The sequence below is a fragment of the Pseudonocardia xinjiangensis genome (assembly GCF_012911925.1).
Lineage (GTDB): Bacteria > Actinomycetota > Actinomycetes > Mycobacteriales > Pseudonocardiaceae > Pseudonocardia > Pseudonocardia xinjiangensis.
Genome location: NZ_JAAXKY010000018.1, coordinates 38,662 through 64,275 on the forward strand (window position 1 = coordinate 38,662; position 25,614 = coordinate 64,275).

Genomic DNA, 25,614 nt, shown 5'->3' on the forward strand with positions numbered 1-25,614 from the left:
GCGGCACGAGTGGCCCGGCCGTCAGGCCGGGCACAGCTCGAGCTCGTAGTCCTGCTCCACCACGTCCACGCCGAAGCTGCGGTTCGGCTTCTCGGCCACCATGCGGAAACCCGCCGCCAGGTAGATGTGCCGGGCGCCGGTGAGCACGTCGTTGGTCCAGAGTCGCAGCCGCCGGTATCCGGCGTCACGGGCGAACGTCACGCAGGTGTCGACCAGCCGGGAGCCCAGCCCGTGGCCGCGAGCGTCGGGATGCACGAGCAGTACCCGCAGCTTGGCCGTGCCCGGTTCGTCGTCCGCCACGCAGAGCACGCAGCCCACCCGCTGGCCGTCAAGCTCGGCGATCCACCCGCGCTCGCACCTCTCGTCGTTGGCGAGCGCGAAGTCGGCGACGATCTCCGACACGAGTGCCTCGAGGGAGGTGTCCCAGCCGAACTCCTGTGCGTACAGCTCGCCGTGCGTCTGCACCACCCAACCCAGGTCGCCCGGCTCACCGAGCGGCCGGATCCGTACGTCTCTCATTGGATCCCTCTCACTGAAACGAGTGTTTCAGTACAAGACTGAGCCAATGACCGCCGATCCGCAACCCCCCTCCGCTCGACGTGAGGAGCTTCTCGAACTCACCTACCGCTACGCGCTGCGCCACGGCCTGACGGGGATGTCGCTCCGGCCGCTCTCGGAGGCCATCGGGTCCAGCCCGCGCGTCCTGCTCTACCTGTTCGGCTCGAAGGACGGACTGGTGCAGGCGCTGCTCGCACGGTCCCGCAGTGAGGAGCTCGACCTGCTGGCCTCGGCCTCTCCGACGGGTCGCCCTGTCGAGGTGATCGGCAGGCTGTGGGACTGGCTGGCCGATCCTGCCCACCGCGACCTGCTGCGGCTCTGGATGGAGGGCTACATACGCTCGCTCGTGGAGCCGGACGGCCCGTGGAGCGGGTTCGCGGCCCGCAGCGTCGAGGACTGGCTCGACGTCCTGCGTACCGTGCTGGGCCCGGACCGGACGGCCGCCACCGCAGTGCTCGCCGTGCTGCGGGGAGCGCTGCTGGACCTGCTGGCCTCCGGGGACGTGGATCGCACCACCGCCGCCGTCCACCGGCAGTTGGCGCTGCTCAGCTCCTGACGGGTGACCACCGTCGACCACCACCTCGACCGGCTGTTCAGGCCGTCGGGAAGTGCGACTTCGAGATCGCCCCGTGCACCCCGACCGTCCGGTCCACCACCTGCGAGACCGTGAAGTTCGCCGCCGCGGACAGGTATGCGTAGGCGGTGGGCCGGTCCATGCCCTGGTCGTGTTCGAGGAAGTCGAGGGCGTTCACCACGGCACGGCGCATGGCGACGTTCAGGTCGGTGCCCTGCCCGTTCGCCGAGCCGTCCGGGTCGGACAGGCCGATCGGCACCCACACGTCGGGCGTCTCCGCGAACGGGTAGCGGTAGGCGACCGAGGGAGCGTCCCCGGAGCCGGGCTTGCAGACGGTGAGCCGGAAGGTCGCCCGCAACGACCCCTCCAGCGCGGTGAGGGCCACCTCGCCGTCCCCCATCGCCAGGTGCGGGTCGCCGACGTAGAACAGCGCGCCCTCCCCGTGGACGGGCAGGTAGAACGCCGAGTCCGGGCCCAGCAGCCGGATGTCGATGTTGCCGCCACCGAGCGTGGGCGGGATCGAGTTGAGCTCGGGCGCGGTCTCGCCTGCCGCAGTCGTGTGCGCCACGCCCATCGTCCCCATGAACGGTTGCAGGGGGAACACGACCTCGGCCCGGCCCGACCCGAACGGCATCACGCCGACGGCTCCGCCCCCCTTTCCCGTCCGGACGCTGGTGAAGGTCGAGACGTTGCCGTAGCGCAGGGGGTCCTTCGTCGCCCGAGCGTCCGTGGCGACGGGCGGCATCACCTCCTCGACGGTGATGCCGGCGGGGGCGCCCCCGTCGGCGGTGCGGGCCAGCGCGCCCTTGCCGTGCCGGCTGGAGACCACGCCGTAGGGCACGCGCGGGACGGCCGACAGCGTCTCGACCTTGAGCACGTCGCCCGGTTCCGCCCCCTCGACGAAGATCGGCCCGGTGATCACGTGCGGGCCGTCGACGTCGAAGTTGCGCGGCGTGCGGTTGTAGTCGCGGGCGATCGCGACGGCATCGGTGAGCACGCCCTCCGGCGCCACCTGGTGGCGCCCGAAGTACGCGATCGGGTCGCGGCCCTGGTCCTCCAGGATGCCCTCGTGCGAGACCGTGTCGATGGTCACGGTCTCGCCCGACGCGATGCGCAGGGCCGGGGTGGCGCCGATCGCCGGGACGTACCCCCAGCGCACGGCCTCGGGCGTGGAGGGCAGGTAGTGGTCGCCGTCGATCGGGCCGGTGCCCGGCTGCAGCGGGGCGGCCGGCACCGATGACCGGGTGCCTGCTGCGGCGGGCGAGGCTCCGAGCAGGGAAGATCCCATCGTTGCGGCGGTGACGGCGGTGGCGGCCCGCAGGAACCCCCTCCTCCCGATGCCTTCGACGATGAGTGCGCGTGCGACGATCGGATCGGGCGAGATCATCGGGTGATCGTCATGTGGTCCCGTATCGGTGGAGTTACCCGAGGTGTCGGCGATGTGAAGTGTCCCGATCGCCCCACGTCACCCGACGGAACGCGGCGTGTCGCGGGGGCGCGGGACAGAACCGCCTGCGACGTGGTTGGATGGGTGCAGGTCGTTCAGTTTCGGTGTTCGTGTGATGCACGCTCGCGGGAACAGGTTGGTGGGGGAGTCGGCGTCGACGTGACGTTGATCAGCCCATCAGGGTCGGCCGGGACGCGCACGGTGCGGGTCCCACCGTCTGCTAGGAGCACATCGCATGGCGCAGGGAACTGTGAAGTGGTTCAACGGCGAGAAGGGCTTCGGCTTCATCTCGGTCGACGGGGGCGGCGCTGACGTCTTCGTTCACTACTCCGAGATCGACGCCTCGGGCTTCCGTAGCCTCGACGAGGGGCAGCGCGTGGAGTTCGAGATCGGCCAGGGCACCAAGGGCCCGCAGGCCACCGGCGTTCGCGTCGTCTGATCCACCTCGCTCACCAGGAGCCCGTCTTCCCCAGGGGAGGCGGGCTCCCGGCGTTGCGGGGCTAGGGGGGTGTCCCGCGGATCTTCGATCGCGATAGCCGCGCCCAGGCGGCCCCTGGCGACACCGCAGAACCGCCCGAATACGCCCGGTATGAGGGCGATCCAGCGGCGCCGCCAGGAACCACCTGGATCACGGCTCTCATCGACCAAGATCCACAGGACACCCCCTAGGGGCCGATGTCCTCGGCGGTGATGGGCTGCCCGGGCAGGGGTGCGCCGGAGGACGGCGCGCGTAGGCCGTCGAGTATCAGCGCCATGCAGCGCTCTGCCGCCAGTCCGGCGACCGTGTCGTGGGTCTTGGGCACCTGCCGCACCAGCAGCGCGAACACCATTGCGACATCACCGGTGTCGATGTCGCCGCGCAGGGTGCCTTCCGCCTGTGCGGCGTGCACCACGGTGTCGAGCACCTCGATCAGCGCCCGGCGGAGCTCATTGCGCTCCTCGTCGTCGCGCAGCACGATCCTCGGCGGCGACGTCATGGCGAGCTGCATGGTCAACCGGAGCTCCTGGGACTGGTGCAGGAAGCGGACCAGCGCTTCCCACGCCGTGGGTTCCTCCGCCACCGCCGCACGTGCCTCGGCCAGCGCCTTCTCGAAGCTGTCCCGGGCCACGGCCTGGATCAGCGCCTCCCGGTCGGGGAAGCGGCGGTAGAGCGTGCCGATGCCGACGCCGGCGGCACGCGCGATCTCCTCCATCGGCACATCCGGCCCCTGCACGGCGAACCACTGCTTGGCCGCGGCCAGTATCTGGTCACGGTTGCGGCGTGCGTCGGCCCTCAGGCCCGTCACCGGATCCGCGGTCATGCAGATCACCCCCCGTAATTCGCCCGGATTGTTGCACGGGGTCCGGTTGGCTCCGTGGACGTGCTCCGACTAGGTGGACGAAAATCCTCCGCTTGCGTACCGTGGACAGCGTAACCGGAGGTCAATCCTCCACATGGTAGGCGTTCCGATGGGGGTACCGCGATGACCGAACTGGTCGACCAGCAGGTTCCGACGTTCCCGATGCAGCGCACGTGCCCCTTCTCCCCGCCTGCGGCGTACGAGGAGCTGCGCGAGCAGTCGCCGATCGCCCGCGTCCTGCTGCCCACCGGGCGCCACGCCTGGTTGGTGACCAAGCACGAGGACGTGCGGACGGTCCTGGCCGACACCCGGTTCAGCTCCGACCGCAACCACCCCGACTTCCCGCGGTTGATCGAGCTGCCGCCGGACAGGCCGATGTTCTCGCCCTCCCTGATCTCCATGGACCCGCCCGAGCACGGTCCGGCCCGCCGCGCCGTGGTGGGCGAGTTCACCGTCAGGCGCACCCGGGCGTTGCAGCCGCGGATCCAGCAGATCGTGGACGAGAGCATCGACGCGATGGTCGCCGGCCCCCGGCCGGCGGACTTCGTGCAGGCGTTCTCGTTGCCCGTGCCGTCACTGGTGATCTGCGAGCTGCTCGGTGTGCCCTATGCCGACCACGAGTTCTTCCAGTCCCGGTCGAAGCTGCTGATCACCCGCACCACGAGTGCCGAGGATCGGTTCCGTGCGGTGGAGGAGGTGCGCAACTACCTGGACGAGCTGGTCACCTCGAAGGAGCACGAGCCCACCGACGACCTCCTCGGCCGGCAGGTGTTGAAGCAGCGCGAGAACGGCACGGTGGACCATGCGGGACTGGTGGGGATGGCCTTCCTGCTCCTGATCGCCGGGCACGAGACCACGGCGAACATGATCTCGCTCGGCACCATCGCGCTGCTGCAGAACCCGGACCAGCTCGCGATCATCAAGGCCGACCCGTCCAGGACCCCGGACGCCGTCGAGGAGCTGCTGCGGTACTTCAGCATCGCCGACACCGCGACGGCCCGGGTCGCCACCGCCGACATCGAGCTCGACGGAGTCCGGATCAAGGCTGGTGACGGCGTGTTCGCGCTCAGCTACGCCGCCAACACCGACCCGGAGGTGTTCGACGACCCGGACAGCCTGGACGTCGCGCGCGGAGCCCGTCACCACGTGGCCTTCGGCTTCGGCCCCCACCAGTGCCTCGGGCAGAACCTGGCGCGGGCCGAGCTGCAGATCGTGTTCGACACGCTGTTCCGCCGGCTCCCCGACCTGCAGCTGGCCACCCCCATCGAGAAGCTGACGTACAAGGACGACGCCGTCGTCTACGGCGTCGAGCAACTGCCGGTGACCTGGTAGTCGTCATGACCGACATCGCCGTGGTCACCGGAGCCAGCCGGGGGGCGGGCAAGGGGATCGCCGTGGCGCTCGGCTGCACCGGTGCGACCGTCTACGTGACCGGCCGGAGCCGGTCGTCCACCGACTCGGCCTACGGCGGCACGATCGGGGAGACGGCGGCGCTCGTGGACGAGGCCGGTGGCACGGGCGTCCCTGTGCCCGTCGACCATTCCGATGACGAGGCCGTGGCAGCGCTGTTCGCCCGCATAGGGCGGGAGCACGGGCGCCTCGACATCCTCGTCAACAACGCGGCGAAGGTGTCGGGCATGTTCGCCGGGGGGTTCTGGGAGAAGCCGCTCGACGCCGCCGACCTGATCACGGTCGGCCTCCGTTCGCACTACGTGGCCGCCTACTACGCCGCGCCCCTGCTGATCGCCAACGGGCGCGGCCTGATCGTAAACACCGGGCACTACGGCGCCGTGGCCTACCACCACGGTCCCGCGTACGGGGCACAGAAGGCCGGAAGCGACAAGATGGCCGCCGACATGGCGAAGGAACTGCGCCCCTACGACGTCGCTGCCGTCTCGATCTGGATGGGCGGGCTCGACACCGAGCGCGCCCGCGCCGACATCGCCGCTCTGCCTCCCGAGGCACGACCGGCGGGCCGGCGGGAGTCCCCGCAGTTCACCGGCCGGGTGATCGCGGCCCTCTACACGGCCGAGGACCTCATGCGCTACTCGGGCAGGGCGCTGATCGGCGCCGAACTGGGCGCCCGGCTCGGCGTCACCGACGTCGACGGCAGCGCGCCGCTCTCCCTCCGCTACGAGAAGGGTGGCCCACCGGAGCTCCACCCCAGCCTCTGGTGAGGCCGCATCAGCGGCCCTCGCCGTGGAACCGGCGCAGGGCCGCCAGCGTCTCGGCCGGCTTCTCCTCCGCGAGGAAGTGTCCGCTGTCGAGCGCATCACCGGTGACGTCGTCCGCCCAGCCGCGCCAGATCGTCAGGGGGTCGTAGCCGCCGCCCAGCCGGCCCTTCGCGCCCCACAGGACCTGGATCGGACAGGCGATCCTCCGGCCCGCGCTGTGGTCCTGCTCGTCGAGCAGCCGGTCGTACGTGGCGCCGGCGCGGTAGTCCTCGCAGATCGCATGCACGACCGCGGGGTTCCGGGCACATCTGACGTAGTCGGCGCGGGCCTCGGGCCGGAAGTTCGGCGCGTCGGCGCCGAACTGGGAGTCGAAGAAGAACCATTCCGGGTCGTGCCCGATCAGGGTCTCGGGAAACGGATACGGCCGGGCCAGGAACGGCCAGTGCCAGTAGTCGAGCGCGAAGTTCCGGTCGGCGTGGGCCCACGCCTCGCTCGTGGGGACGATGTCCAGGACGGTGAGCCGGCGAACGGCCTGCGGGTGGTCGAGGGCCAGACGGTAGGTGACCCGGCCGCCGCGGTCGTGGCCTGCCACGTCGAAACTCTCGAACCCGAACTGGTGCATCAGGCCTGCGACGTCGCGGGCCATGGCGCGCTTGCCGTAGCTCGCGTGGTCGGGGACGGACTCGGGCTTGCTGCTGTCGCCGTAGCCGCGCAGGTCGGGCGCCACGACCGTGAAGTCCTCGGCCAGCCCGCCCGCGACCTGGCCCCACATCATGTGTGTCTGCGGGTACCCGTGCAGCAGCAGGAGGGGAGGGCCGGAACCACCGTGGCGCACCCGCAGGGACACCTCGCCCACGGTGATCTGCGACAGCTCGAAGCCCGCGAAGGCTCCGTCCTCTTCGGACGCCAACGTCATGCGTGCTCCCTGGAATTCGTCATGCGCGATGCCGACGCAATTCTACGCGGGAATACATGGGGCCATTCGCGACAATAGTGGGAACTGTCACGTGCGCCGTCAGGTGCTGCCTTTCGCGCCCGTTGCCCGGTAGCGGCCGTCGAGAAGCTCGGCGAAGACGGCTGCCGCCGCGTCGACGCGAGCGGGGTCGGTGGCCACGAGCCGGTCGAGCGCCAGCCCGTCGAGGGTGTCCAGGATCAGGTCGGCCACCGGTGCCGCCCGCTCCGGCGCGATGCCGAACGCGACCAGGCCGGACTGCAGGGGCGCCCGCCAGGGTCCGCGCAGCCGCTCGGGGGCTGCGCGGAAGCGTTCCGGCTCCTGCACGGCGAGCACGCAGATCTCGAGATACAGCCGCGTGACCCGGGCCGCCGCCGGGGTGCTGAGCGCGGCCCACAGGTGGTGCACCAGGTCGGCGAGACCGCGCACGTCCGGCCCCGGTGGCTCCAGCGACGCGGCGAGGCGCCGTTGTGCGAGGGCCAGGACCTCGCCGACCAGGCGCTCCTTGCTGCCGAAGTGGTAGATGAGCATCCGGTCGCTGGTGCCGAGCGCTGCCGCGAGGGGCCGCAGCGACAACCCGACGAGCCCGTGGACCAGCACGTAGTCCAGGGCACCCTCGGCGAGCTCGGCGCGACGATCCACCGCTGAACCGTAGCAACCGCTTCACCCGTCGGCGTAGCGTCTGCTACGTTTCGGCTGTAGCGACCGCTACGTCGGGCGAGTCGATCGGCGGGGCCGCGATGACGTACAGCTGGTGGGGCGCCGCTCTGGCCCCGGTGACGTGGGGCGTGATCGCCGGCCTGACCACCCCACGGGGCCCACTGACCCCGACCGAGGCCCTGATCAGCGTCGGCGTCAGCCTCGTGGTCGGCGGCGTGGCCGGCCGGTGGAGCCGGTCGCGGTGGGCGATGCTGGTCGCACCGGCCCTGTTCGTGATCACGGTCGAGATCGTCCGAACCGGTGCCGTCGGGCCGACCGTCGACGCCCCGCACGCCAGCATGCTGGGTGCGGTCGCGCTGGCCGCCGGGCGAGGGGTGCACGGGCTCCTGACCGTGCTGCCGATGGTCGTCGCCGCCGCCTACGGCGCCGGACCGGCCCGCCGCGGCCGCCTGGGCCGCTACCTCGGTCGGGCCATGATCGGCGGGCTCGCCGCCGTCGTCGTACTGGTGACGGGCGCGGTGGCGCTGCCGGCACGAACGGACCCGATCCCCGGCGACCGCGGCATCGCCGAACTCGCGAGCGTCGACGCCGGCTCTCATCAGCTCGGCCTGATGATCCGCGGCGCCGACACGACCGGGCCGGTCCTGCTGTTCGTGCCCGGTGCGCCGGGGGCAGCAGAACCGGGTGCGGTCCGCGCGCACCTCTCCGGACTGGAGCAGCACGTCGTCGTCGCCACCCTGGACCGGCGCGGCGGCGGCAGTTCCTACCCGGCGATCGAACCCACGCCGACCATGACGCTGGACGACGAGATCGACAACGTCGTCGCCGCCACGCACCACCTCAGGCGGCGGTTCGACACCGACCGGATCTACCTGCTGGCCCATTCCGGAGGGTCGATCCCGGCCGCTTTCGCGGTGCAGTGCCACCCCGAACTGTTCAGCGCCTACATCGGCGTCGGCCAGGCCGTCGACACCACCGAGGCCGACCAGGCGCAGTACGCCGCGACGCTCGACTGGGCTCGCCACCACTACACCGATCTCGCCGCGGCCCTCACCGCGGTGGGCCCACCCCCGTACGCCCGGATCTACGACTACGAACCGCTGATCCTCGCCGAGAGCAGGGTCTTCCCCCACGCCGGTGGGCAAGGCGGACTCGACGAGAGCCTCGCGGCGTCGGAGTACACGGTTCTCGACAAGGTCCATCTCTTCGCGGGCCTCGTCGACGCCCACGACGTCTACTACCCGCGGATCCGGGACGTCGACCTGCGTACCGACATCCCGCGGCCTCGAGGTGCCCGTGTACTTCGTGGACGGCGTCGACGAGGTGCCCGGCCGCGTGCCGCCGATGCGGCAGTGGTTCGCGGGACTCCAGGCGCCGCACAAGGAACATGTCCTCATCAGCAGCAGCGGGCACCGGTCGTTGTACGAAAGACCCGCGGAGTTCACTGACATCCTCGTCAGCCGCGTGCTCGGCGGCCCGGCGACATAGGGCGCCGGTGCTACCTCAGCTCGCCTTCGAGCAGGCCCATGACGACCATGTCGTACCAGGTGCCGTCCCGCCGGAACGCCTCGCGCAATCTGCCTTCCTCGACGAACCCCACCTTCTCGTAGACATGGCGGGCGGCGTGATTCTCGGCCACGACACTCAAGAAGATCCTGTGCAGGCGCATCTTGTCGAAGCCGTACCGGCACATGGCACGCATGGCCTCGGTGGCGTAGCCCTGGCCCCAGTAGGACTTCTCGCCGAGGTAGATGTCGAGCTCAGCGCAACCGAGTTCGGGTTCGGCGTCGCGCAGCCGGACGATCCCGATGAGCTTCCTGTCGGCAACCACCTCGACGCCGAAGAGTACGTCGCGATAGGAGTTCGGCTCCCGGCTTTCCATCCGTCGTCTGGTCTGCGCGAGTGACGAGCCGTATCCGTCGTTCATCCACCGCATGACGTCCGGGTCGTGGTTCCACCGCCACAGGTCGTCGGCGTCACCAGGCTCCATCGCCCTCAGCCGGATCCGAGCTTCCTGTCGTGCTCCCATGCCCTGCCTTTCAAGGTGTCGCCCAAGCTGAAGGCCACGGTCAGCAGCAACGTGAGGATTCCCCATCCGGTCCAGACGATCACTTGTGCTCTTTGCGTCGGCAAGAGTGATCGAGGAGGGTATAGACCGCATCCACCAACCTTCGCACCGGGTGATCAACTCGGGCGAGGAAAATCGTTCGACTTCTCAACGGCTGCGAACTCGACCTCGATTCGTATTGATGTCTGAGGACACGCCCGCCACCACGCCAGGCGTGCACGCGTCCGTGTCATTGCTGGCGACCATCGGAGGAGGCGGCGGTAGCGCACTGTCCGAGTGCTGCAACGGGAACCGGGGCTGCTCGACTGCTACCTACCGCTGGTCCGAGCGGCCCACCTGCCTATCGGACCACGTCTGACCATGGTCGGGGTGGCGGGATTTGAACCCACGGCCCCTCGCTCCCAAAGCGAGTGCGCTACCAAGCTGCGCCACACCCCGTCGGGTGAAGTCTAGGCGGTCGTCCCGGGACTCGTGACGCGGAGTCCTCGGACCTGCCCCAGCCGACCGTCCTGTTCGGAATCCGTTCCGAGCGGCGGGCTCAGGACCGACCGTGGATCCCAGAACGGGGGCGGCCGGCGGGCCGCACGACGGCGCCGCTGGTCGGCGGTGACTGGTGACCATCGAGGCGCGGGACGGGGGCGTTGCGGAGTCCGCTACGCTGGGCAGGTCCCCGAGTCGATGGGGGACACGCGGGCGTAGCTCAATGGTAGAGCCCCAGTCTTCCAAACTGGCTACGCGGGTTCGATTCCCGTCGCCCGCTCAGCGTCTCTACCAGCAAGAACAGCCGCCCTTCCCGATCTTGGGAGAGGCGGCTGTCTGCTTGCGTGCAATTAGCGTGCAATTAGTTCGCGTCGGACCGGGCGGCTGTCGGGGGCGCGGACGACGTGACGATGGTGCTCAACCGATCGGCGATCTGGCGGTCTCGCTCGCGTGTGGCGTGCTGGTAGATCAACGCGGCGCGCATCGAGCCGTGGCCCATCCGGTGCATGAGTTCGCGTGTGCTGGCTCCGGCAGCGGCGGCGAGCTGGTTACCGGTATGGCGCAGGTCGTGGAAGTGGAACCCGCGTGGCAGTCCCGCCCTGACCACCGTCTGCGTCCACGCCGTGCTGCGGTGGAAGTTGCCTCGACGCAGTGGGCCGTCCCGGTCGCCGAGGAACACCAGACCCTCGGCTCCTGACTCGGCGAACGAGTCCAGGTGCTGGCGAAGCTCGTCGACGAGTACGTCCGGCAGGGCGATCGACCGGGCGCCGGCCACGGACTTCGTGGGGCCGGGCACCATCTGACCGCGTCGGGTCTGCGCGATGCGGCGGTACACGTGCACGACGCGTCCCTCCAAATCGAGGTCACAGCGCCGGATCGCGATCAGCTCTCCCCAGCGGAGCCCGGTCAAGGCGGCGGCGAGGACGAGCACGCGGTACCGGGCAGGGACGAGATCGGCGAGGCGGTAGACCTGCGCGACGGTCGCCGTCGGGCGCTCCGGCGTCCGGTGCTGGCCCGCGCCCTTGATCCGGCACGGGTTCCGCTTGATCCGGCCGTCATCGGCCGCAGTGTTCAAGATCGCGCGGAGTAGCCGGTAGGCCTTCGCGGTCCGGTCCTCCGAGCGCCCGTCACGGAGCAATGCCGCCGCCAGGACCGCACCTGATCAGTGGTGAGCTGCCCGATCTCCACAGCACCGAGGTAGGGCTCGACATGATGCCGGAACAGGCTGTCGTACTCCTCTCGCGTGCGCAGACTGATCTTGTGCTCGCTGATCCACTGCTCGCCGAACTCCTGGACGGTCCCCGTGCTGAGGTCCGGGTCGGTCCACTCGCCCTGCACGAGTTCGGACTCCGCCATCGACAGCCACCGTTCGGCATCCTTCTTCCGCCCGAAGGTCTCCGGCGCTGGTCGACGGCGCCCATCGGGTGCCAGGTAGGAGGCCTGGAACCGGCCGGACGGGAGCTTGCGGATCAGCCCGAAGCGTCGGTGCCTGGGCTTGTTACCCCGTGCCATCAGACGACCCCCCGCACGTGCCGCCGGACCGACTGCGCAGTGATCGGCTCGACGCATCCTTGGGCCACGAATGCCCGAAGGTCGGCGACGGAGAACCGGATGTGGCGACCGACCCGGTAGAACCGGATGCGCCGTTCGGCGATCAACCGCCTGACGAAGCGTTCGGATGTCGACAGGTACGCAGCAGCGCCCCGCACCGTCAGATACTCGCCGCCGTCGTTCCTCATGCCGCCCTCCTGGTTCGGGTGCTGCGTCGCTGCTGTCGGTTCCGTTCGGCGATGGCCACGGCGAGCTCGCGTTCGGCGTGGGTGTGGTGTCCGATGTGGACGAGACGCCAGTCGTTGACGACGGTGACGGTGGACAGATCGAGCGGGATGGTGTTGGGGTCGTCGGTGTCGCGGTCGAGCTGGGCCAGGTCATCGGCCAGCCGCCACGTCCTCCGGTCGGCTCGGAGCGCGCCGAAGGTGGTCGAGTACCGCTGGCTGTCTAGTCCCAGTTGATGCTTGACGTTTCGGTCCCAGCTGATGCTTGTCAGTGGATCTAGGAAACGTGGGTGGTGGTGCGGGGCCGGTAGGCCTTGATGCTGCGGACGGGTTGGTCGGTGGCGCGCCGGTAGGTGCGCTGCTGTCCGTCGGGGGTGTCGACGGTCAGGGTGGTGTCGCTGACGTGGACGGTGACCACGGCCCCGGCCTGGGCTCGGCCCAGGCTGATCGGTTGGCTGGCCACGGTGATCACGCCCGAGGCGGAGACGCGGCGTTGGACGGTGACCGGTTCGGTGCGGGGGCGTGGTGGTGGCTCGGCGGGGCGGACGCTCTGGACGCGGTGGGCCTGGTCCCAGGTCAGCGGGTTGGGGCGGGTGCGCAGAAGCTCGCGGGTCTGGGGGTCGAACACCAGCAGCACGGTGGGTTCGATCCGGACGCCGACCCGGCGCCCGGCGAGGATCTCGGCGATGAACACGCTGTGCTGGCCCAGGGTGATGTTGCCGTTGCGGTTGACGGTGCGGTCGACCTCGAGCGCGGTGGCGGCTGGGTCGAGGGGCGGCAGTGGAGAGGGGCCGGCGGGGCGGCCGCCGCGGGCGGCGAGCGCGGTCAGGTCCGCCGACGACAGGTGCGAGCGGACGGTCTTGATCCGGGTCCCGGCGGCGAGCAGGTGGATCAACTGGTGGTCGGCCCAGAAGGTGATCGTCTGCCCGACCCGGGCTGGTCCGAGCCAGAATTGTTTGCCGCGGACTCCAAGGTTGCCCCCGGTCGGCACGACGCGTTCGAACTCCACCGGCCCACCCCGATAGAGCAGGTCGGTTCGTGGGGCGGTGGCGTTCTCGCGAACCGCGCCATCCTCCTGCGCGACTGCCAGCTCAGCTACCGATTCGGCTGCCGGTTCAGCTGCCAGGTCGAGTGTTGGTTCGAGGGCTGGGGTGAGGATGGCTGGGACGCGCAGCGGCAACCCCGCGTGCACCGCAGCTGTTGCTGCAGCGCGTTCGGTCTGGCCGGTAGCGAACCGGGTGGCGGGGTAGGCGTCGCCGATGCCCTGGTGGGGGCGGTCGCAGTTGTAGTCGGTGACCCAGGTGTCGATCGCGGCCTGGACCGCCAGGACGTTCTCGAACGGTGGGCGGTCGTTGAGCAACTCCGGGCGCAGGCTCTGGTGGAACCGCTCGACCTTTCCCGTCGTGGTCGGGGAGGCGGGTTGGGTCAGGCGGTGGGTGATGCCGTTCTCCCGGCAGATCCGGTCGAACAACACCTCCCCACCGCGGCCGAACCGGTCGGTGAACTGCTTGCCGTTATCAGTAAGGATCTCCTCGGGCATCCCGTAACGGCGCAGCGCCTCGATCAGAGCCAGACACACCGCCCGCCCCGTCGCCCGCGCCACCACCGCGGCGATCACGCAGAACCGGGAGTGGTCATCCACACCGGTCACGACTTTGACCTCGGTGCCGTCGACCAGCAGGATCCCGCCGACGATGTCGATCTGCCACAACGCCATCGGCGCCGACCGTTCCCACCGCACATAGTCCGCACGCTTCTTGCGGCGTGACCGCGGCTCGATCAGACCGTGACGGACCAGGATCCGGTGCACCGTCATCCGCGACGGCACCGGATCCACCCGCCCGCCACGACTCAGCTCGTGGACCAGCCGTCGTGGCCCCCACCGCGGGTGCTCCCGGCGCAGCTCACACACCACCGCCTCCACCTGCGGCGGCGCCTGATGCGGACACGAGGCCGGCCGCCGGGACCGGTCGGCCAACCCGCTCAGACCATCAGCGCGATACCGCGCCAACCAGGTGTGCACGCTCTGGCGCGACACCCGGTGATGCGCGGCGACATCCACGACGGCTTCTCCTGCCAGCACCGCCAACACCGCGCGATACCGCTGCTCAACGACCGACAACTCGACCAGGGCCAATCCCGGCCTCCCCGCACCCCGACATCACACGACAGGGCACAGCGAAGCCGATCACGACCACCGTCAAGCATCAGGTGGGACCGGAGTGTCAAGCATGTCCCGGGACTACACAGTCAGTCATCGAGCGTGCGTGTTCAGACTCTCCATACCTGTTCAAGGCGGCGCCTCCGGCGCCGCACGGCGCTGTCCCGTTGCAGCCGCAAGCGCTCGCCCGGGGCGTGCGGCCTCCGGCCGGTCCCCGCGCGGCGCGCGGCTGGCGGGACGTCCGGCCGACGCCGAAGGCGTGCCACGACGCCATGTTGAGTGCATCCACTACGCTTGGATCGTGGCTTATAGCGCGACCGTTCGACGACTTCTCATCTCATGTCCGGGAGATGTTCCTCCGGAGGATTTGCGGACGGTGCAGAAGGCGATCAATCGATGGAACGGCATCTACGGCCCCAGCTTCGGAAGCGCTGTGATACCTATTTCGTGGGGCAGCCACGCGGCCGCAGAATTTGGCCGTGCGCCACAAGCCGTACTGAATGATCAACTAGTCGACGGATGCGATATCTGCGTCGCACTCTTTGCTAATCGGATGGGAACTCCGACCGCTGTCGCAGAATCGGGCACGGCGGAAGAGATTCAACGTCTGCATCAGTCTGGCCGCTATGTCGGCATTCTCCGCTCGCGGCGCTTCGTTGATCCAGCAACCGTGGACCACACGCAGGCACAATTGCTGGATAACTACCTTCTTGGCATCCAGCAACAAGCATTGGTCTTAGAATACCGAACGGATGCCGAGCTCGAGAATCATATTGACGCAATTCTTGTCGCCGCGATCACGCGCGATCGCACGCGCTCCGATGATCAGGTAGACGCAACCTTTGATGTAGCTGCAGGCGATTCCAATTACGCTGCCGAGGTATGGCCACGAGTAGAGTCGGCGGACCGGGTAAGCACGTCAAGTAACGGCCGGGTCCGCACCCGGCGCAATTGGTATCTCGTCTTATCAAACACGGGCAAGCGTCCTGCTCGTGAGGTCCGATTCTCTCTTGAGAGCGATAGCGCGGACGGCGAGATTTGGCACGTGCACACAGATAATGCCGAGGGAGTGCCGAACATCGAGGTCCTTGCTCCCCATGGCCATGACGCGCGATTTCCAATCCTTGCAACTATGGGAAGTGCTTCACAAGTTCGATGCAGAGTTACCTGGATTGACGACCGAGGCGAGCAGGAAAACATTGCAACTTTGCGCCTCAGTTAGCTCCATGCATTCACCTTTACTTAGTCACCCGTGCGACCGCCAATGATCGCGTCCGCGGGGCCATCTCCCTTGATGCGCCATCCCAGCCGCCAAAAACGACAGGTCGTCGGTGGGTGCCGAAGCTTAGAAAGGGCGTGCATGCAGCTCTCAGATGCCGGGCTACCAGGGCTATTTCATGCCGCAGACCAGGTATCACTTTCCGCGCAGCGCCAGTTCCTGTTGGCATCCCGCCTCAGACTGTTCTTTCTGATCGCCGCCGCCGCAACCGGTGCAATGTCGATACAGGGCGCACGCGGCGTTGACTATGCAGCCGTTGGTACTGTAGCAGCGTTGGTGGGCGCGATACTTGTCGAAGTTTGGCTGCTTGCAGAACGCCCGGAGCGGCGTTGGTATGACGGTCGCGCTTTGGCTGAGTCAGCAAAGACTCTCGCGTGGCGCTTTGCAGTGCACGGTGCACCTTTCGATTCGTCCATCGACAGCTCGACGGCAGAGCGACTACTCGTCGAGCAGCTGAGCGCCTTGGTGCGCGATGCACCCACCACAGCAATCGCTCCGGGTGACGGACCTCCCGTAACTACTCTCATGAGGACGCTTCGCGCGGCCGACTTCGACCAACGACGCGAAATTTACATCCGCGAGCGCGTCGTCGGTCAACGCTACTGGTACAGCAATAAGGCACAGCAAAACGCCAGTCAGGCTAGTCGGTGGCGGGTAGGCCTGCTCGTTATCGAGTGCATGGGCGTACTTGCCGCGCTCTTTCGCGCAGTCGGCTTGCTCGCGATCGATCTCGCCGGCATTGTCGCCGCACTTGGTGCCGCAGGCATCGCCTGGCTGTCGATCAGGCAGCACGAGTCGTTGGGTCGCGCCTACTCATACGCAGAAAATGAGCTAGCGATCGCCGCCATACGCCTGCAAGAGATAAGTGACGACGCACTGTGGCCCGTCGAGGTTGATAACGCTGAGGAGGCAATAAGTCGCGAACACACCATGTGGCGAGCATCCCGATCGACGATATGATCCGAATTAGGACGCGCAAGAACCCTTCTGAGGACGCAAGGCCTCGCTATCGCGACTGACTCACTGCCGTCCGGAGGCGATTAGAACGGCGGCTCATCGGGCCCGTAATACTTCGGAATGATAGCGCTTATCCATTCACTCAAATTCTTTGAGCCTTTATGTCTGTACATGAGTTCGCGGAGATCGTCGGCGGTAATCTTGCCACTTTTTGCGAGGCTCTGGATGAAGTTGCGCAGCGCCATTACGTCAGTCCGCGCCAAGCTACTATGCCGGACAGGCCCAGCATCTGGGTCATTGGTCCGCAGAAGTTGCTTGAGTCCCTGTATCTCGGAGATAATATCCGCGATGCCGCGCGCTTCGGAGTCGTCCGACTGCGATAGAGTTTGAAGATTCAGCGTGTAGGTGAGGGGAGTCTCGACGGGCTTCCCGTTTCGCATGCTCCCGACCATCCCCACCAATGTCTCCTTGGCTTCATGAACAGAGTCCAGGTCGCGGTGATCCAAGAAAATAGTACGAAGTCCTTGGATGTCGAAGGGTAGCGTCTGCCCCTCGGCTATCAATTGAATGAATGGCTTAGCGACTGCATGACGAATGGCGAGCTCATAGAAGACGTTAGGGTTATGGTCAGTCAAGTCTGCGATAACAAGGTCGCTTTGTAGTAGACCGTCGATTATCTGCGACGTGATCGTGCCTGATTGATCCATCTGATCCGCTCGCTCAATTGAGAAACCAAGCGGCTCAAGGGTGGAGCTGACGACGTGCTGATAAATCTGGTTACTTCGCCTACGAATAGCAGACTCGGGCGGTCCAATAGGGCAAATATAGAAGCACGATTCAGGCCGGTCGCTCGTCTGGCCTCGACTATCCACCCCCAGATTGTGCACCACCGCTCGCCGAGAAGTTCTCGGTGCCCACCGTGCGACGACGGGGCAGAGATCACGACGTGGCGGCGAGGACGGGGCAGGTGTGCGATTGGCGTGCAACCGTCGGGCGTAGAACAAGCACGCCCTCGCCGGGCGGCAGGTCTCCGGGATAGCCGGTCGAGCAGACGCGCGGGGCAGTGCGGCGAAGGCGGGGTGCGGTATCCCGTCGACCTCCCGAAGGGCTACCACACGACGGCCCGGGGGCAGAGCTGCACCGCGTCGGCCACCGGTTGCGACGAGGGTTGCCCCCGGGCCGCCGCGCGGTCGGGCTGCGCCAGGTCGACGGGATGCCGCACGAGTCTCAGCGCGGAAGGTCAAGTGCCGGGCCGGATGCACCTAGAGAGGCACCGCCGCACCCGGCACCAGACCCCGAGGGCTGACACGGACCGTCACGACGACCAGCAGGAACACGCCCGCTGGCTACCGGCTGAGCGGAGACGGGCCGCATTGACACGGACGTCCTCACCCGCGGGGTCACCCGGTACAAATCCGGTACAGAAGGCAGCTGACATGCCGCGGTATTCCGCGACACCGGCCGGTATTCAGGGACAGGTCACGGCATGATCAGCAAGGAAACGCCTGGCCAGACGCAGTTCACCAGCTATCGCTGAAACAGGCGAGCGACCGGTGATTGAGCCTGGGAACGAGCTCCGCAGTGCAGCAGATCTCCGGTATCGCGGAGCTTTGCAGCGGTGCGGTCAGCTCGTGGGGGCACAGCTCTAAGCGGGACACGCCATCGGCCCAGTGCACCTGGGCCGTCGAGAGTTCTGGGACTGGACGGACTACGCGGGCCATCCCGAGAACGTCATCTCGCACGAGCGGCTGCTCGACAACGCCGATGCCGACCGTGCAACTAGCGTGCAACTAACCAGGGCGCAAGCCGGTCAACGGGTTCAGCCCACGACACGTTCGAACGCAGGTCAGCCCCGAAGTAGCCGCACCCCGCGCAACCTTCCAAACTGGCTACGCGGGTTCGATTCCCGTCGCCCGCTCCAGGCCTTCTACCAGGCGCAACGGTGGTCGCGGCCGATCATCGGAACCCGCGTGAGCGGTGTACGTGTCCCCCCGTGTGCCCCTTGGGTGCGTCCAGCTCCGCCGAGACGAGCCGATCGAGCCCGACGGCGATCTCCCGGTCACGGTGATCGCCGCGCATGCAGGTGGATCAGGGTTGCCGGCGTCGAGCGGTGCCCCATCCGGTTCATGAGGTCGCGCAGGGTCGCCCCCATCTCCGCGGCCAGCGTGTTCCCGGTGTGCCGCAGATCGTGCAGGTGCAGGTCCGGGCCCCCGACCTTCACCCGCGCCTTGTCCCAGATGCGGTGGAAGTTCGAGCGGGTCGGGCGACCTCCCTTGGGGCTGAGGAAGACGTTAGGCGTTGGGCGATCGGCCGACATAGGTGCGGAGATGGTGCTCGACTTCCGCGGCGACCTGTCGCGCTTCCGGCTCGTAGGGTCCGCGCCCTTGATCTTGCAAAGTTGGTGCAAATGTTGACGTCTTCCACCGCGGTGTTCAGGATCGCGTGCAGCAATCGGTAGGCCTTGGCCATGGTCCCGACCGACGCGCCCTCGTCTGGGCCTCGGTCAGTCGATGCCTTCGACGATGCGGAAGTCGCGCTCGACGCCGTCGGAGAGGGCGACCAGCGCCTCCTGGTAGGCCGCACTCTCGCGCGCCGCGATGGCCTGCTCGAAGCTGTCGAACTCGATCAGGACGGTGCGCTCGGCGATTCCGGCGTCATGCGCCACGACCCGACCGCCACGGGCGAGGATCCGACCGCCCCCGGCCTTGACGGCCGAAGGGGCCAGCTTGTTGTAAGCGGCCAGCTTCTCAGGGTCTGTAATGGTGCGGTAGGCGCTGACCCAGTAGCCCTTGGGCATGGAACCTCCAGTGTTGGGATGAAGCATCTGACTTACGGGTTGGTCTCGGACGAGCGTCGGCGGGCGAGAGCGAGGCTTGTCAGCGTCGTGATCGCCATAGCGCCGATGCCGACCAGCGCCGCGGTGGTGTAGGCGGTGTCGTCGGGGAAGAGGTGGCCGGGGCCGGTGCCCGCGGCGAGGATCAGGCCGCCGATGGCGCTGCCCAGGGAGTACCCGACGCTGCGGACGACGTAGTTGAAGCTCATGGCGCTCGACGTCTCGCTCTTGGGGGTGACGGCCAGGATGACGCCGGGCATCGCGGCCGAGAAACCGCCGACGCCGAAGCCGAGCACGCCCATCGCCGCGAACAGTTCGGCCGGGTCCGACCGGGCCGCCGCGAACAGGGCGAACCCGCCGCCGACCACGACGGCGCTGCCGGCCAGGAGCAGGGGGTCGGCGATCCGCGTCCGGACCCGCGGCGTGAGCTTGCCGGCGACGAACCCCAGCACCGAGAACGGAATGAGGACCAGCCCGGCGACGAAGGTCGTCAGCCCGAAGCCGTAGCCGGCGCCGTGCGGCGTCTGCGCGTACCGGGTGATGAGCGTGAGCAGGAGGTACATGCCGATCCCGCCGACGAACATGGCGAGGTTCGCCCCGGCGACCGCCGGGTGCCGCACCGCCCGCACATCGACCAGGGGCGTCGTGCTGCGCAGCTCGATGACGGCCCAGACACAGAGCAGCATCACCGCGACGACGGCGAGGCCCGCCGCCACGGCGAGGTGCCGGCTCCACAGATTCCGTTCGCCGGCGAGGAACAGCACCAGGAGCAGCGCAGCGGCCAGGACGACCGCGCCTGCCACGTCCACGTGGGCGGAGCGGCCTTCGGGGGCTTCGGGCATGGAGCGCCACGCGGTCAGGAGGGCGGCGGCGGTGACGACCAGGCCGAGGCCGTAGGCGGCCCGTACCCCGCCGAGCTCGGCGAGCAGTGCGGCCAGCGGGTAGCCGACGCCGGCCCCGATGATCGAGACCACCGAGATCAGGGCGATCACGGCCGCGCTGCGCTCCTCGGGGAGGTGGTCCCGGGCCACGCCCATCATCAGCGCCGTCAGCCCGAGCCCGACGCCCTGGGCCGCCCTGCCGGCCAGCAGCCACGCGAACGGCAGCGGCAGCACGGTGAGCGCGCTGCCGGCGACGACGACCGCCAGCGTGGCGAGGATCGTGGCCCGCCGGTGCGGGCCGGCTCCGAGCCGGCCCAGGACCGGCGTGGCGACGGCGCCGCTGAGCAGCGCGACGGTCAGCGTCCACTGCGCGCTGCCGAGCGAGACGTGGAACGAGGTCGCCACGCTGGTGATGAGCGGCGTCCCGAGGCTGGCGACCGCCGCCACGACCAGAGCGATGAACATCAGGGCGGGGACCAGCAGCCGCGCCTCGGAACGCGCCATCGGGAACGCCTTCACCGCGACCCTGCCGACCGGCTGGCCGGTCACTGCTTCGGGCCTTCGCGGTCCTGGCTTTCGAGCTCTGCCAGATGCTTGAGCGCCGGAAGGGCCGCCACCAGCGCCTCGACCTCGTCGCCGGTGAGCTCGCCGATCAACCGCTCGAACGCGTGGACGCCCGCCTGGCGCCGCGTCCGGACATAGGAGGCGCCGGCCTCGGTCAGGCACACCAGCGTGACCCGCTTGTCGGACGCGTCGCCCCGCCGCTCGACCAGGCCGGACTCCTCCATCACCCGGACCAGGGTGGTCATCGCGGGCTGGGTGACGCCCTCGACCGCGGCCAGATCGGTGATGCGCCGCGGGCCGGTCCGGTCCAGGGTGGCCAGGGTGGCGGCGGACGTCAGGCTCATGTCCCGGGGCAGGCGTCTGGCGGCCCTGGTGGCCAGGCCGTAGAGGGCTGCCCCGATGGCGGCGGACGCGCCAGGAGCGGCGCCTTGACGACTCATGCCCGGAGCATAACATCCTTATATTCATAGGTTATGTAACTGGTCGACTGGCGCAGGCGGAGCACGTCTTGCGGCACGGTCTGCCAGACCGCCTTGCTTCTTCCAGTCGTCGGTATGGGCACAACCACGCCAGGACCAGGCGTTCCCGGTCAGGGCTGGAGCCAGCGGTCGAACCAGGCACGGGTGCGGCGCAGGACGTCGAGTTGGTGGTTGCGTTCCCGCATCGAGTGGCCCTCTCTGGGGTAGATCACGAACTCGTGCTCGGCGCCGAAGTGGCGCAGTGCCCGGTGGAAGTACACGGCCTGGCCGAGGGGGACGTTGGTGTCCTCGGCGCCGTGCAGGATCAGCACCGGAGTGCGGACGCGGCTGGCGAAGGAGATCGGGCTGACCGCGTCATGCGGGTGCGGACCGATCCCATCCCACCCGGTGCTGCCGCTGAGCGCAACGTCGAACTGGCCGTACTCCCCGGTCGCAACGAGCATCCCCCAGTCGGCGATACCCGCGTTGACCAGCGCGGCGCGAAACCGGTCGGTCTGCCCAACGGCCCAGGCGGCCATGAATCCGCCGTGGCTCCCGCCGGCGATGCCCAGTCGGTCGGGGTCGGCGATGCCCTCGGCGATGAGCAGGTCGATGCCCGTCAGGATGTCGGTCCATTCCTCCCGGCCGACCCTGCCCGCGACGCCGGCCGCGAACTCGTGACCGTGGCCCTGGCCGCCGCGCGGGTTGGGCAGGAACACCGCGTATCCAGCGGTGGCCAGCCACTGTGCCTGTGCGCCGTGGAACGAGAACAACTGGAGGCGATCGGCGTAACGGTCGTAGGGGCCTCCGTGCACGATCGTGACGAGCGGGAACGGGCCGTCCGAAGCGGATCTCCCGACCGGCAGTACGAGCAGACCGTCCAGATCGAGGCCGTCGGCGGCTCGATAGGCCAGCGGTCGCTGGGCGCCGAATGCGATGCCGTCCAGTTCGGGGCGGGTGTCCGTGATCTTCCGTAGCGGCCCGGTCGGTGGCCCGACGTGAACGTTCGTGGGTTGGTGACGGGTTCCGGTCAGTGCCGCGATCGTCTTCCCTGCGGGGGTGGTGGTGAGGGCGTCGAGGTGGCCGGGGTGCTGCGACAGTGGCGTGGGGCCGTCGGGGTCGAGCCGGGCCAGGGTCGTGTTCAGGCCGTCGGCGAACACCACCAGAGGGGCGGCGTCGGTCTGGCACAGTTCGGTGGGGCACATCGGAAGGTCGGCGGTGCGGTTGCGTCGGACGCGGCTGCCCATGGCCAGGTCGAACACGGCGGTGCCGGCGTGGAGGACCGGTGGCGTGAGGGCGATGTAACCGAGGTGCCAACCGTCTTCGGCCGGCCACCAGGCCAGAGAGTGTGCGTCGGCCTCGACCGGTCCGAGGTCCTCCGCGGTCCCCGTCGTGGGGTCGAACAGGTGCAGTCGGCCGGTGCGGGGGCCGTAGTCCTTGTCGGCGCCGGCCTGGGTGAGTACGGCGAGTGGGCCACCGTCGGGTCGTTGCCGCAGTTCCACGACGTGCCGGTCGCCGAACACGCTCGGGGTGGTGACCTGGCCGGTGCGCAGGTCGAGCAGGCGCAGCCGGGCACGCGGTTCGCGCTCACCGACGACAATGGCGTCGTCGCGGTCCTGGGCGCGGCGCGTGTCCTGCTCGGTGGGCTCGTCCTCGGCGAGCAGAGCGACCAGGTTGGGATCGGCGAGCGGCAGGTGGTCGGTGATGCCGGCGCGCCAACTGGTCACCGCGGTCACCCCGTCGTCGGCAAGGGTGAACCGGTGCACCTGCGGAGTACCACGCTCGGCGTGGTCGGACAGGAAGTACAGCGTGCGCGAGTCCGCGGACCAGCGAGGCCGGGACTCCGTTGCGGTGTCGGCGGTCGCCCGACGCCACACACCGTCGCCTTCGATGTCGGCGAGCCAGAGTGCGGTGTCGAGATGGTCATCGATTCGGCTGATGGGGGCGAGAACGTAGCAGAGCAGATGCCCGTTCGGAGCGAGAGCCGGGCTCTGCGGGACGCGACCCTCGACCACGAGTTCGGCGGTCAAACCTTTCATGCGATCAGTGTGTCAACGTCAACAGCGCACCACATGGGCGGTGGCGAACTGAGGGGGTTCTTGCCACTACGCGGATGCGCAGGTAGCGGACCCCCAACTGCAGTCGTAACTTCTTGGTGCGCTGACGTCACGTTGATTGTGACCGTGCGATGATGGGTGTCGTGTCATCAAGGCGACAATGTGTACCTCGCTCATACCGCGATGTCGAATTGCACCCTCCCACTGGGAATCTCGATGACGCCCACCGATGCAATGGTCGCGCTAATGGGCAACGGCGCGGTTGTGACCGCGTCGATCGTGGCGGCGAAGTCGCAGACGTTCGACGCGAGCGTACAGTGTGGGACGAAGGTGCCCGGTCGGTAGTAGTTCCAGTATCCGACTGCAATTGATTGCACTTCGGTCGCTACCGTGCGCTGCACTCGCAGCAGCCGTTCGGTGGGAGTAACGCCGAGGAACGCAACGGACTCCGCTGTCTTGAAGAATCCGAGCGAGCTCAGCACGATGGACAGGTTCTGCAGTTCGCTCGCCGGCGCGGATACGACGCGCTCGACGGAGTCCATCGGCGCCGAGTCGAACACGCACAGCGTGACATGCGGCCGTGCGTTGGCAACCGGACCGCTGCCTGCTGAGGCCACCCCGCGCGACTCAAGCAGCGCCCAAATCCTCCGTACGGCGGCATCGGCGCCGCCGTCGAAGTACATCTCTAACGCGAAGGCCATAAGAATCCCCACCGCGGACGCCGAGTCTCTTCGGCGAGACGGCACCTGATGGCCTCACGAGGCCGTTGCAGGTCGACCAGTCGGCAGGTACGCGCCGGCAGGTCACTCACTGCGATCTCACAGCATCTACCGCCGGCGCAGGTAGGCGACGAGATCGTCGTAGTCGCCGGAGGCGTTGCTGAACTGCGCGACGTTCCGCGCCTCCTGCAGCCATGCGCCCGTACTGGGCTGAACCTCCTTGAGCGCGCGGTCGATGTCGCGCTGATCGATCATCCGTATCTCGCCGCTGCGAACACTGTCCAGAAGCGCCTTCTCGGCAGCGCTCTCGCACAGGTGTGCCAAGTCGGCACCGCTGAACCCGTCGGTGCGCCTGACGATCTTGGCGAGGTCGATGCCGGACAGCGGACGGTCACGCAGGTGGTACCGGAGGATGGCTTCGCGCGCTGAGGCGTCCGGCGGCAGCACGAGCAGCATCCGATCGAGTCGGCCAGGCCGGCGCACCGCCGGGTCGACGTCCCAAGGAGCGTTCGTCGCTGCCAGCACGAACACGCCGTCGTTGCTGCCGAGTACGTCGTCCAGCTCGGTAAGGAGCTGGTTGACGGTGCCGCGCATGGCCGAGCCGCGCACCTGGCTGCGCTTCTGCGCCAGCGCGTCGACCTCGTCGAGGAACAACACGCACGGCGTGTTGGCGCGCACCGTACGGAAGATATCGGCGAGGTTGCGCTCACTTGCGCCGATGTAGATGTCGAGGACGTCCGCCAAACTCACCGTGAAGAACGCCGCTCCCAACTCGCCGGCCACTGCTCGAGCCAGGAACGTCTTCCCGCACCCGGGCGGCCCATACAGCAGCAGCCCACCACGCAGGCTCTTGCCGTACAGCCGCCGCAGCTCGGGATTCCGCATGGGCGCCAGGAAGGCGGCCTCGAGCCGGTCCTTGACCTGCTGCATCCCACCCACGTCGGCCAGCCGGACCTGGGGGCGCTCGACGACGTCCGGCTCGTCCGGGCCGTCTGAACTCCCGTCGATGAACATCGGCGGCGCGAGGTCCCGGACCTCTGCCTCCGCAGCCGACCAGTCGAAGGCGTCGACGCCCGGTGACCGCTCCGCCGGGCCGGGCGACGCTGCTTCCGTTTTTGCCGCAGGTGCCGTGCCGACCAGCAGATTCGTCACGCGCGCGAGCAGCGCGAGCGCGTGCTGGTCGGCAGGGTCCGCGCCGAGCAGATGAGTGATGTGCGGGAGAGCGTCATGAGGCCGATTGCCCTCGACGAGAAGCTCCGCCAGGTGCAGGCGCAGGGACCGGTCCTGCGGCATCGCGGCGACCGCGCCCTGCAAGCTGATGATCAGCGGTTCGGCGTCGCTCATCGAGCGAGTGCTCCTGTCTGGTCGGTCAAGTCGGGCAGGCGCACGACGGTGGCACCGGTCAGGCGGTCATGCAGACACCGACGGGCGGCGTTACGGAAGATCAGATGTTCGACCACGAGCGCCGGGAGGAGCAGCACGCGGAGCACGCCGCGCAGTGCGAGCCGTGGACCGCTGAGGCACTCGCCCTTCGTCGCATCGACCACCAGCCGCCGCCCCCCCGGCGGGCACGCCGCGCAGGCTGGTGATGCTGCGCGGACGGCGGTCCTGAACGGCGCCGATCACAGCGGCCGTGCCGAGGGCGGCCGGTACAGCAGCGAGCGGCGGGAGGTAGGC

Annotated in this window: 26 protein-coding genes, 2 tRNA genes and 1 pseudogene; 9 read left to right on the top strand and 20 right to left on the bottom strand. The window is 68.5% G+C overall.

Translation table 11 applies throughout. The features are described from left to right. Nucleotides 1–21 precede the first annotated feature (21 nt). A complete protein-coding gene (locus HF577_RS08395; protein WP_169395187.1) occupies nt 22–519 on the bottom strand; it encodes a GNAT family N-acetyltransferase in 498 nt (165 codons plus the stop codon). A gap of 46 nt (nt 520–565) precedes the next feature. On the opposite strand from HF577_RS08395, the gene HF577_RS08400 reads away from it, so the two are divergent. Next, a complete protein-coding gene (locus HF577_RS08400; protein WP_169395188.1) occupies nt 566–1,114 on the top strand; it encodes a TetR/AcrR family transcriptional regulator in 549 nt (182 codons plus the stop codon). A gap of 37 nt (nt 1,115–1,151) precedes the next feature. Here HF577_RS08400 and HF577_RS08405 read toward each other — a convergent pair whose 3' ends face one another. After that, complete coding sequence (locus HF577_RS08405) at nt 1,152–2,519, bottom strand: acetamidase/formamidase family protein (protein WP_169395189.1); 1,368 nt, start codon at nt 2,517–2,519, stop codon at nt 1,152–1,154. Nucleotides 2,520–2,814: 295 nt separating this feature from the next. On the opposite strand from HF577_RS08405, the gene HF577_RS08410 reads away from it, so the two are divergent. After that, nucleotides 2,815–3,018, top strand: a complete 204-nt coding sequence (locus HF577_RS08410) for a cold-shock protein (protein ID WP_169395190.1) — start codon at nt 2,815–2,817, stop codon at nt 3,016–3,018. Nucleotides 3,019–3,244: 226 nt separating this feature from the next. Here HF577_RS08410 and HF577_RS08415 read toward each other — a convergent pair whose 3' ends face one another. Continuing rightward, nucleotides 3,245–3,880, bottom strand: a complete 636-nt coding sequence (locus HF577_RS08415; protein ID WP_169395191.1) for a TetR/AcrR family transcriptional regulator — start codon at nt 3,878–3,880, stop codon at nt 3,245–3,247. Between the two features lie 162 nt (nt 3,881–4,042). On the opposite strand from HF577_RS08415, the gene HF577_RS08420 reads away from it, so the two are divergent. Both HF577_RS08420 and HF577_RS08425 read left to right on the top strand, forming a co-directional pair. After that, nucleotides 4,043–5,251, top strand: a complete 1,209-nt coding sequence (locus HF577_RS08420; RefSeq protein ID WP_169395192.1) for a cytochrome P450 — start codon at nt 4,043–4,045, stop codon at nt 5,249–5,251. A 5-nt stretch (nt 5,252–5,256) separates the two neighbouring features. Continuing rightward, nucleotides 5,257–6,096 (top strand): SDR family NAD(P)-dependent oxidoreductase, encoded by an 840-nt coding sequence (locus HF577_RS08425; RefSeq protein WP_169395193.1) that lies wholly within the window; start codon nt 5,257–5,259, stop codon nt 6,094–6,096. A 7-nt stretch (nt 6,097–6,103) separates the two neighbouring features. Here the strand turns inward: HF577_RS08425 and HF577_RS08430 are convergent, their stop codons facing one another. Both HF577_RS08430 and HF577_RS08435 read right to left on the bottom strand, forming a co-directional pair. Next, a complete protein-coding gene (locus tag HF577_RS08430) occupies nt 6,104–7,009 on the bottom strand; it encodes an alpha/beta fold hydrolase (protein WP_169395194.1) in 906 nt (301 codons plus the stop codon). Nucleotides 7,010–7,108: 99 nt separating this feature from the next. Next, nucleotides 7,109–7,687, bottom strand: coding sequence for a TetR/AcrR family transcriptional regulator (locus HF577_RS08435; RefSeq protein WP_169395195.1), 579 nt, complete (start codon nt 7,685–7,687; stop codon nt 7,109–7,111). 98 nt (nt 7,688–7,785) lie between these two features. Between HF577_RS08435 and HF577_RS08440 the strand changes: the two genes are divergently transcribed. Beyond that, complete coding sequence (locus HF577_RS08440; protein WP_211173964.1) at nt 7,786–9,153, top strand: alpha/beta fold hydrolase; 1,368 nt, start codon at nt 7,786–7,788, stop codon at nt 9,151–9,153. A gap of 50 nt (nt 9,154–9,203) precedes the next feature. Here the strand turns inward: HF577_RS08440 and HF577_RS08445 are convergent, their stop codons facing one another. Then, the gene (locus HF577_RS08445) at nt 9,204–9,734 is read right to left on the bottom strand and encodes a GNAT family N-acetyltransferase (RefSeq protein ID WP_169395196.1); all 531 of its coding nucleotides are present in this window, start codon (nt 9,732–9,734) and stop codon (nt 9,204–9,206) included. Between the two features lie 400 nt (nt 9,735–10,134). Then, nucleotides 10,135–10,211 (bottom strand) — tRNA-Pro (locus tag HF577_RS08450). Nucleotides 10,212–10,462: 251 nt separating this feature from the next. Here HF577_RS08450 and HF577_RS08455 point away from each other — a divergent pair. After that, nucleotides 10,463–10,533, top strand: a tRNA-Gly gene (locus tag HF577_RS08455). An 81-nt stretch (nt 10,534–10,614) separates the two neighbouring features. On the opposite strand, the gene HF577_RS38015 is transcribed toward HF577_RS08455, so the two are convergent. From HF577_RS38015 to HF577_RS40090, 5 genes and pseudogenes are all read right to left on the bottom strand, one after another. Continuing rightward, nucleotides 10,615–11,328: a tyrosine-type recombinase/integrase gene (locus HF577_RS38015; protein ID WP_246266078.1), complete on the bottom strand. Its 714-nt coding sequence runs from the start codon at nt 11,326–11,328 to the stop codon at nt 10,615–10,617. Then, nucleotides 11,325–11,609 carry an N-terminal phage integrase SAM-like domain-containing protein gene (locus HF577_RS38020; protein WP_246266080.1) on the bottom strand — a complete coding sequence of 95 codons (285 nt, stop codon included), beginning with the start codon at nt 11,607–11,609 and terminating at the stop codon, nt 11,325–11,327. The genes HF577_RS38015 and HF577_RS38020 overlap by 4 nt, the downstream gene beginning before the upstream one ends. Nucleotides 11,610–11,764: 155 nt before the next feature. After that, nucleotides 11,765–11,992, bottom strand: a complete 228-nt coding sequence (locus tag HF577_RS08465; protein ID WP_169395197.1) for an excisionase family DNA-binding protein — start codon at nt 11,990–11,992, stop codon at nt 11,765–11,767. Beyond that, on the bottom strand, nt 11,989–12,603 hold the full coding sequence (locus HF577_RS40085; RefSeq protein ID WP_407692192.1) for a replication initiator: 615 nt from the start codon (nt 12,601–12,603) through the stop codon (nt 11,989–11,991). The genes HF577_RS08465 and HF577_RS40085 overlap by 4 nt, the downstream gene beginning before the upstream one ends. 158 nt (nt 12,604–12,761) lie before the next feature. Beyond that, a pseudogene (locus HF577_RS40090) lies at nt 12,762–14,150 on the bottom strand (IS481 family transposase); the annotation flags it as partial. 415 nt (nt 14,151–14,565) lie between these two features. On the opposite strand from HF577_RS40090, the gene HF577_RS08475 reads away from it, so the two are divergent. Further along, entirely contained in the window at nt 14,566–15,411 is an 846-nt protein-coding gene (locus HF577_RS08475) for a hypothetical protein (RefSeq protein WP_169395199.1), read from the top strand. 138 nt (nt 15,412–15,549) lie between these two features. Continuing rightward, nucleotides 15,550–16,428 (top strand): DUF4231 domain-containing protein, encoded by an 879-nt coding sequence (locus HF577_RS08480; protein WP_169395200.1) that lies wholly within the window; start codon nt 15,550–15,552, stop codon nt 16,426–16,428. Between the two features lie 80 nt (nt 16,429–16,508). Here the strand turns inward: HF577_RS08480 and HF577_RS08485 are convergent, their stop codons facing one another. The 8 genes from HF577_RS08485 to HF577_RS08520 form a co-directional block, all read right to left on the bottom strand. After that, a complete protein-coding gene (locus HF577_RS08485) occupies nt 16,509–17,297 on the bottom strand; it encodes a hypothetical protein (protein WP_169395201.1) in 789 nt (262 codons plus the stop codon). A 1,187-nt stretch (nt 17,298–18,484) separates the two neighbouring features. Beyond that, complete coding sequence (locus HF577_RS08490) at nt 18,485–18,742, bottom strand: tyrosine-type recombinase/integrase (protein WP_169395202.1); 258 nt, start codon at nt 18,740–18,742, stop codon at nt 18,485–18,487. Nucleotides 18,743–18,928: 186 nt separating this feature from the next. Further along, the gene (locus tag HF577_RS08495; protein WP_169395203.1) at nt 18,929–19,222 is read right to left on the bottom strand and encodes a DUF1330 domain-containing protein; all 294 of its coding nucleotides are present in this window, start codon (nt 19,220–19,222) and stop codon (nt 18,929–18,931) included. 32 nt (nt 19,223–19,254) lie between these two features. Continuing rightward, nucleotides 19,255–20,688, bottom strand: coding sequence for an MFS transporter (locus HF577_RS08500; RefSeq protein ID WP_169395204.1), 1,434 nt, complete (start codon nt 20,686–20,688; stop codon nt 19,255–19,257). Next, nucleotides 20,685–21,143 carry a MarR family winged helix-turn-helix transcriptional regulator gene (locus tag HF577_RS08505; protein ID WP_246266081.1) on the bottom strand — a complete coding sequence of 153 codons (459 nt, stop codon included), beginning with the start codon at nt 21,141–21,143 and terminating at the stop codon, nt 20,685–20,687. The genes HF577_RS08500 and HF577_RS08505 overlap by 4 nt, the downstream gene beginning before the upstream one ends. 149 nt (nt 21,144–21,292) lie before the next feature. Beyond that, the gene (locus tag HF577_RS08510) at nt 21,293–23,200 is read right to left on the bottom strand and encodes a S9 family peptidase (RefSeq protein WP_169395205.1); all 1,908 of its coding nucleotides are present in this window, start codon (nt 23,198–23,200) and stop codon (nt 21,293–21,295) included. 191 nt (nt 23,201–23,391) lie between these two features. Then, on the bottom strand, nt 23,392–23,919 hold the full coding sequence (locus tag HF577_RS08515) for a 2'-5' RNA ligase family protein (protein WP_169395206.1): 528 nt from the start codon (nt 23,917–23,919) through the stop codon (nt 23,392–23,394). A 126-nt stretch (nt 23,920–24,045) separates the two neighbouring features. After that, on the bottom strand, nt 24,046–25,281 hold the full coding sequence (locus tag HF577_RS08520; RefSeq protein WP_169395207.1) for an ATP-binding protein: 1,236 nt from the start codon (nt 25,279–25,281) through the stop codon (nt 24,046–24,048). A gap of 104 nt (nt 25,282–25,385) precedes the next feature. Between HF577_RS08520 and HF577_RS08525 the strand changes: the two genes are divergently transcribed. Beyond that, entirely contained in the window at nt 25,386–25,526 is a 141-nt protein-coding gene (locus HF577_RS08525; protein WP_169395208.1) for a hypothetical protein, read from the top strand. Nucleotides 25,527–25,614: the final 88 nt, after the last annotated feature.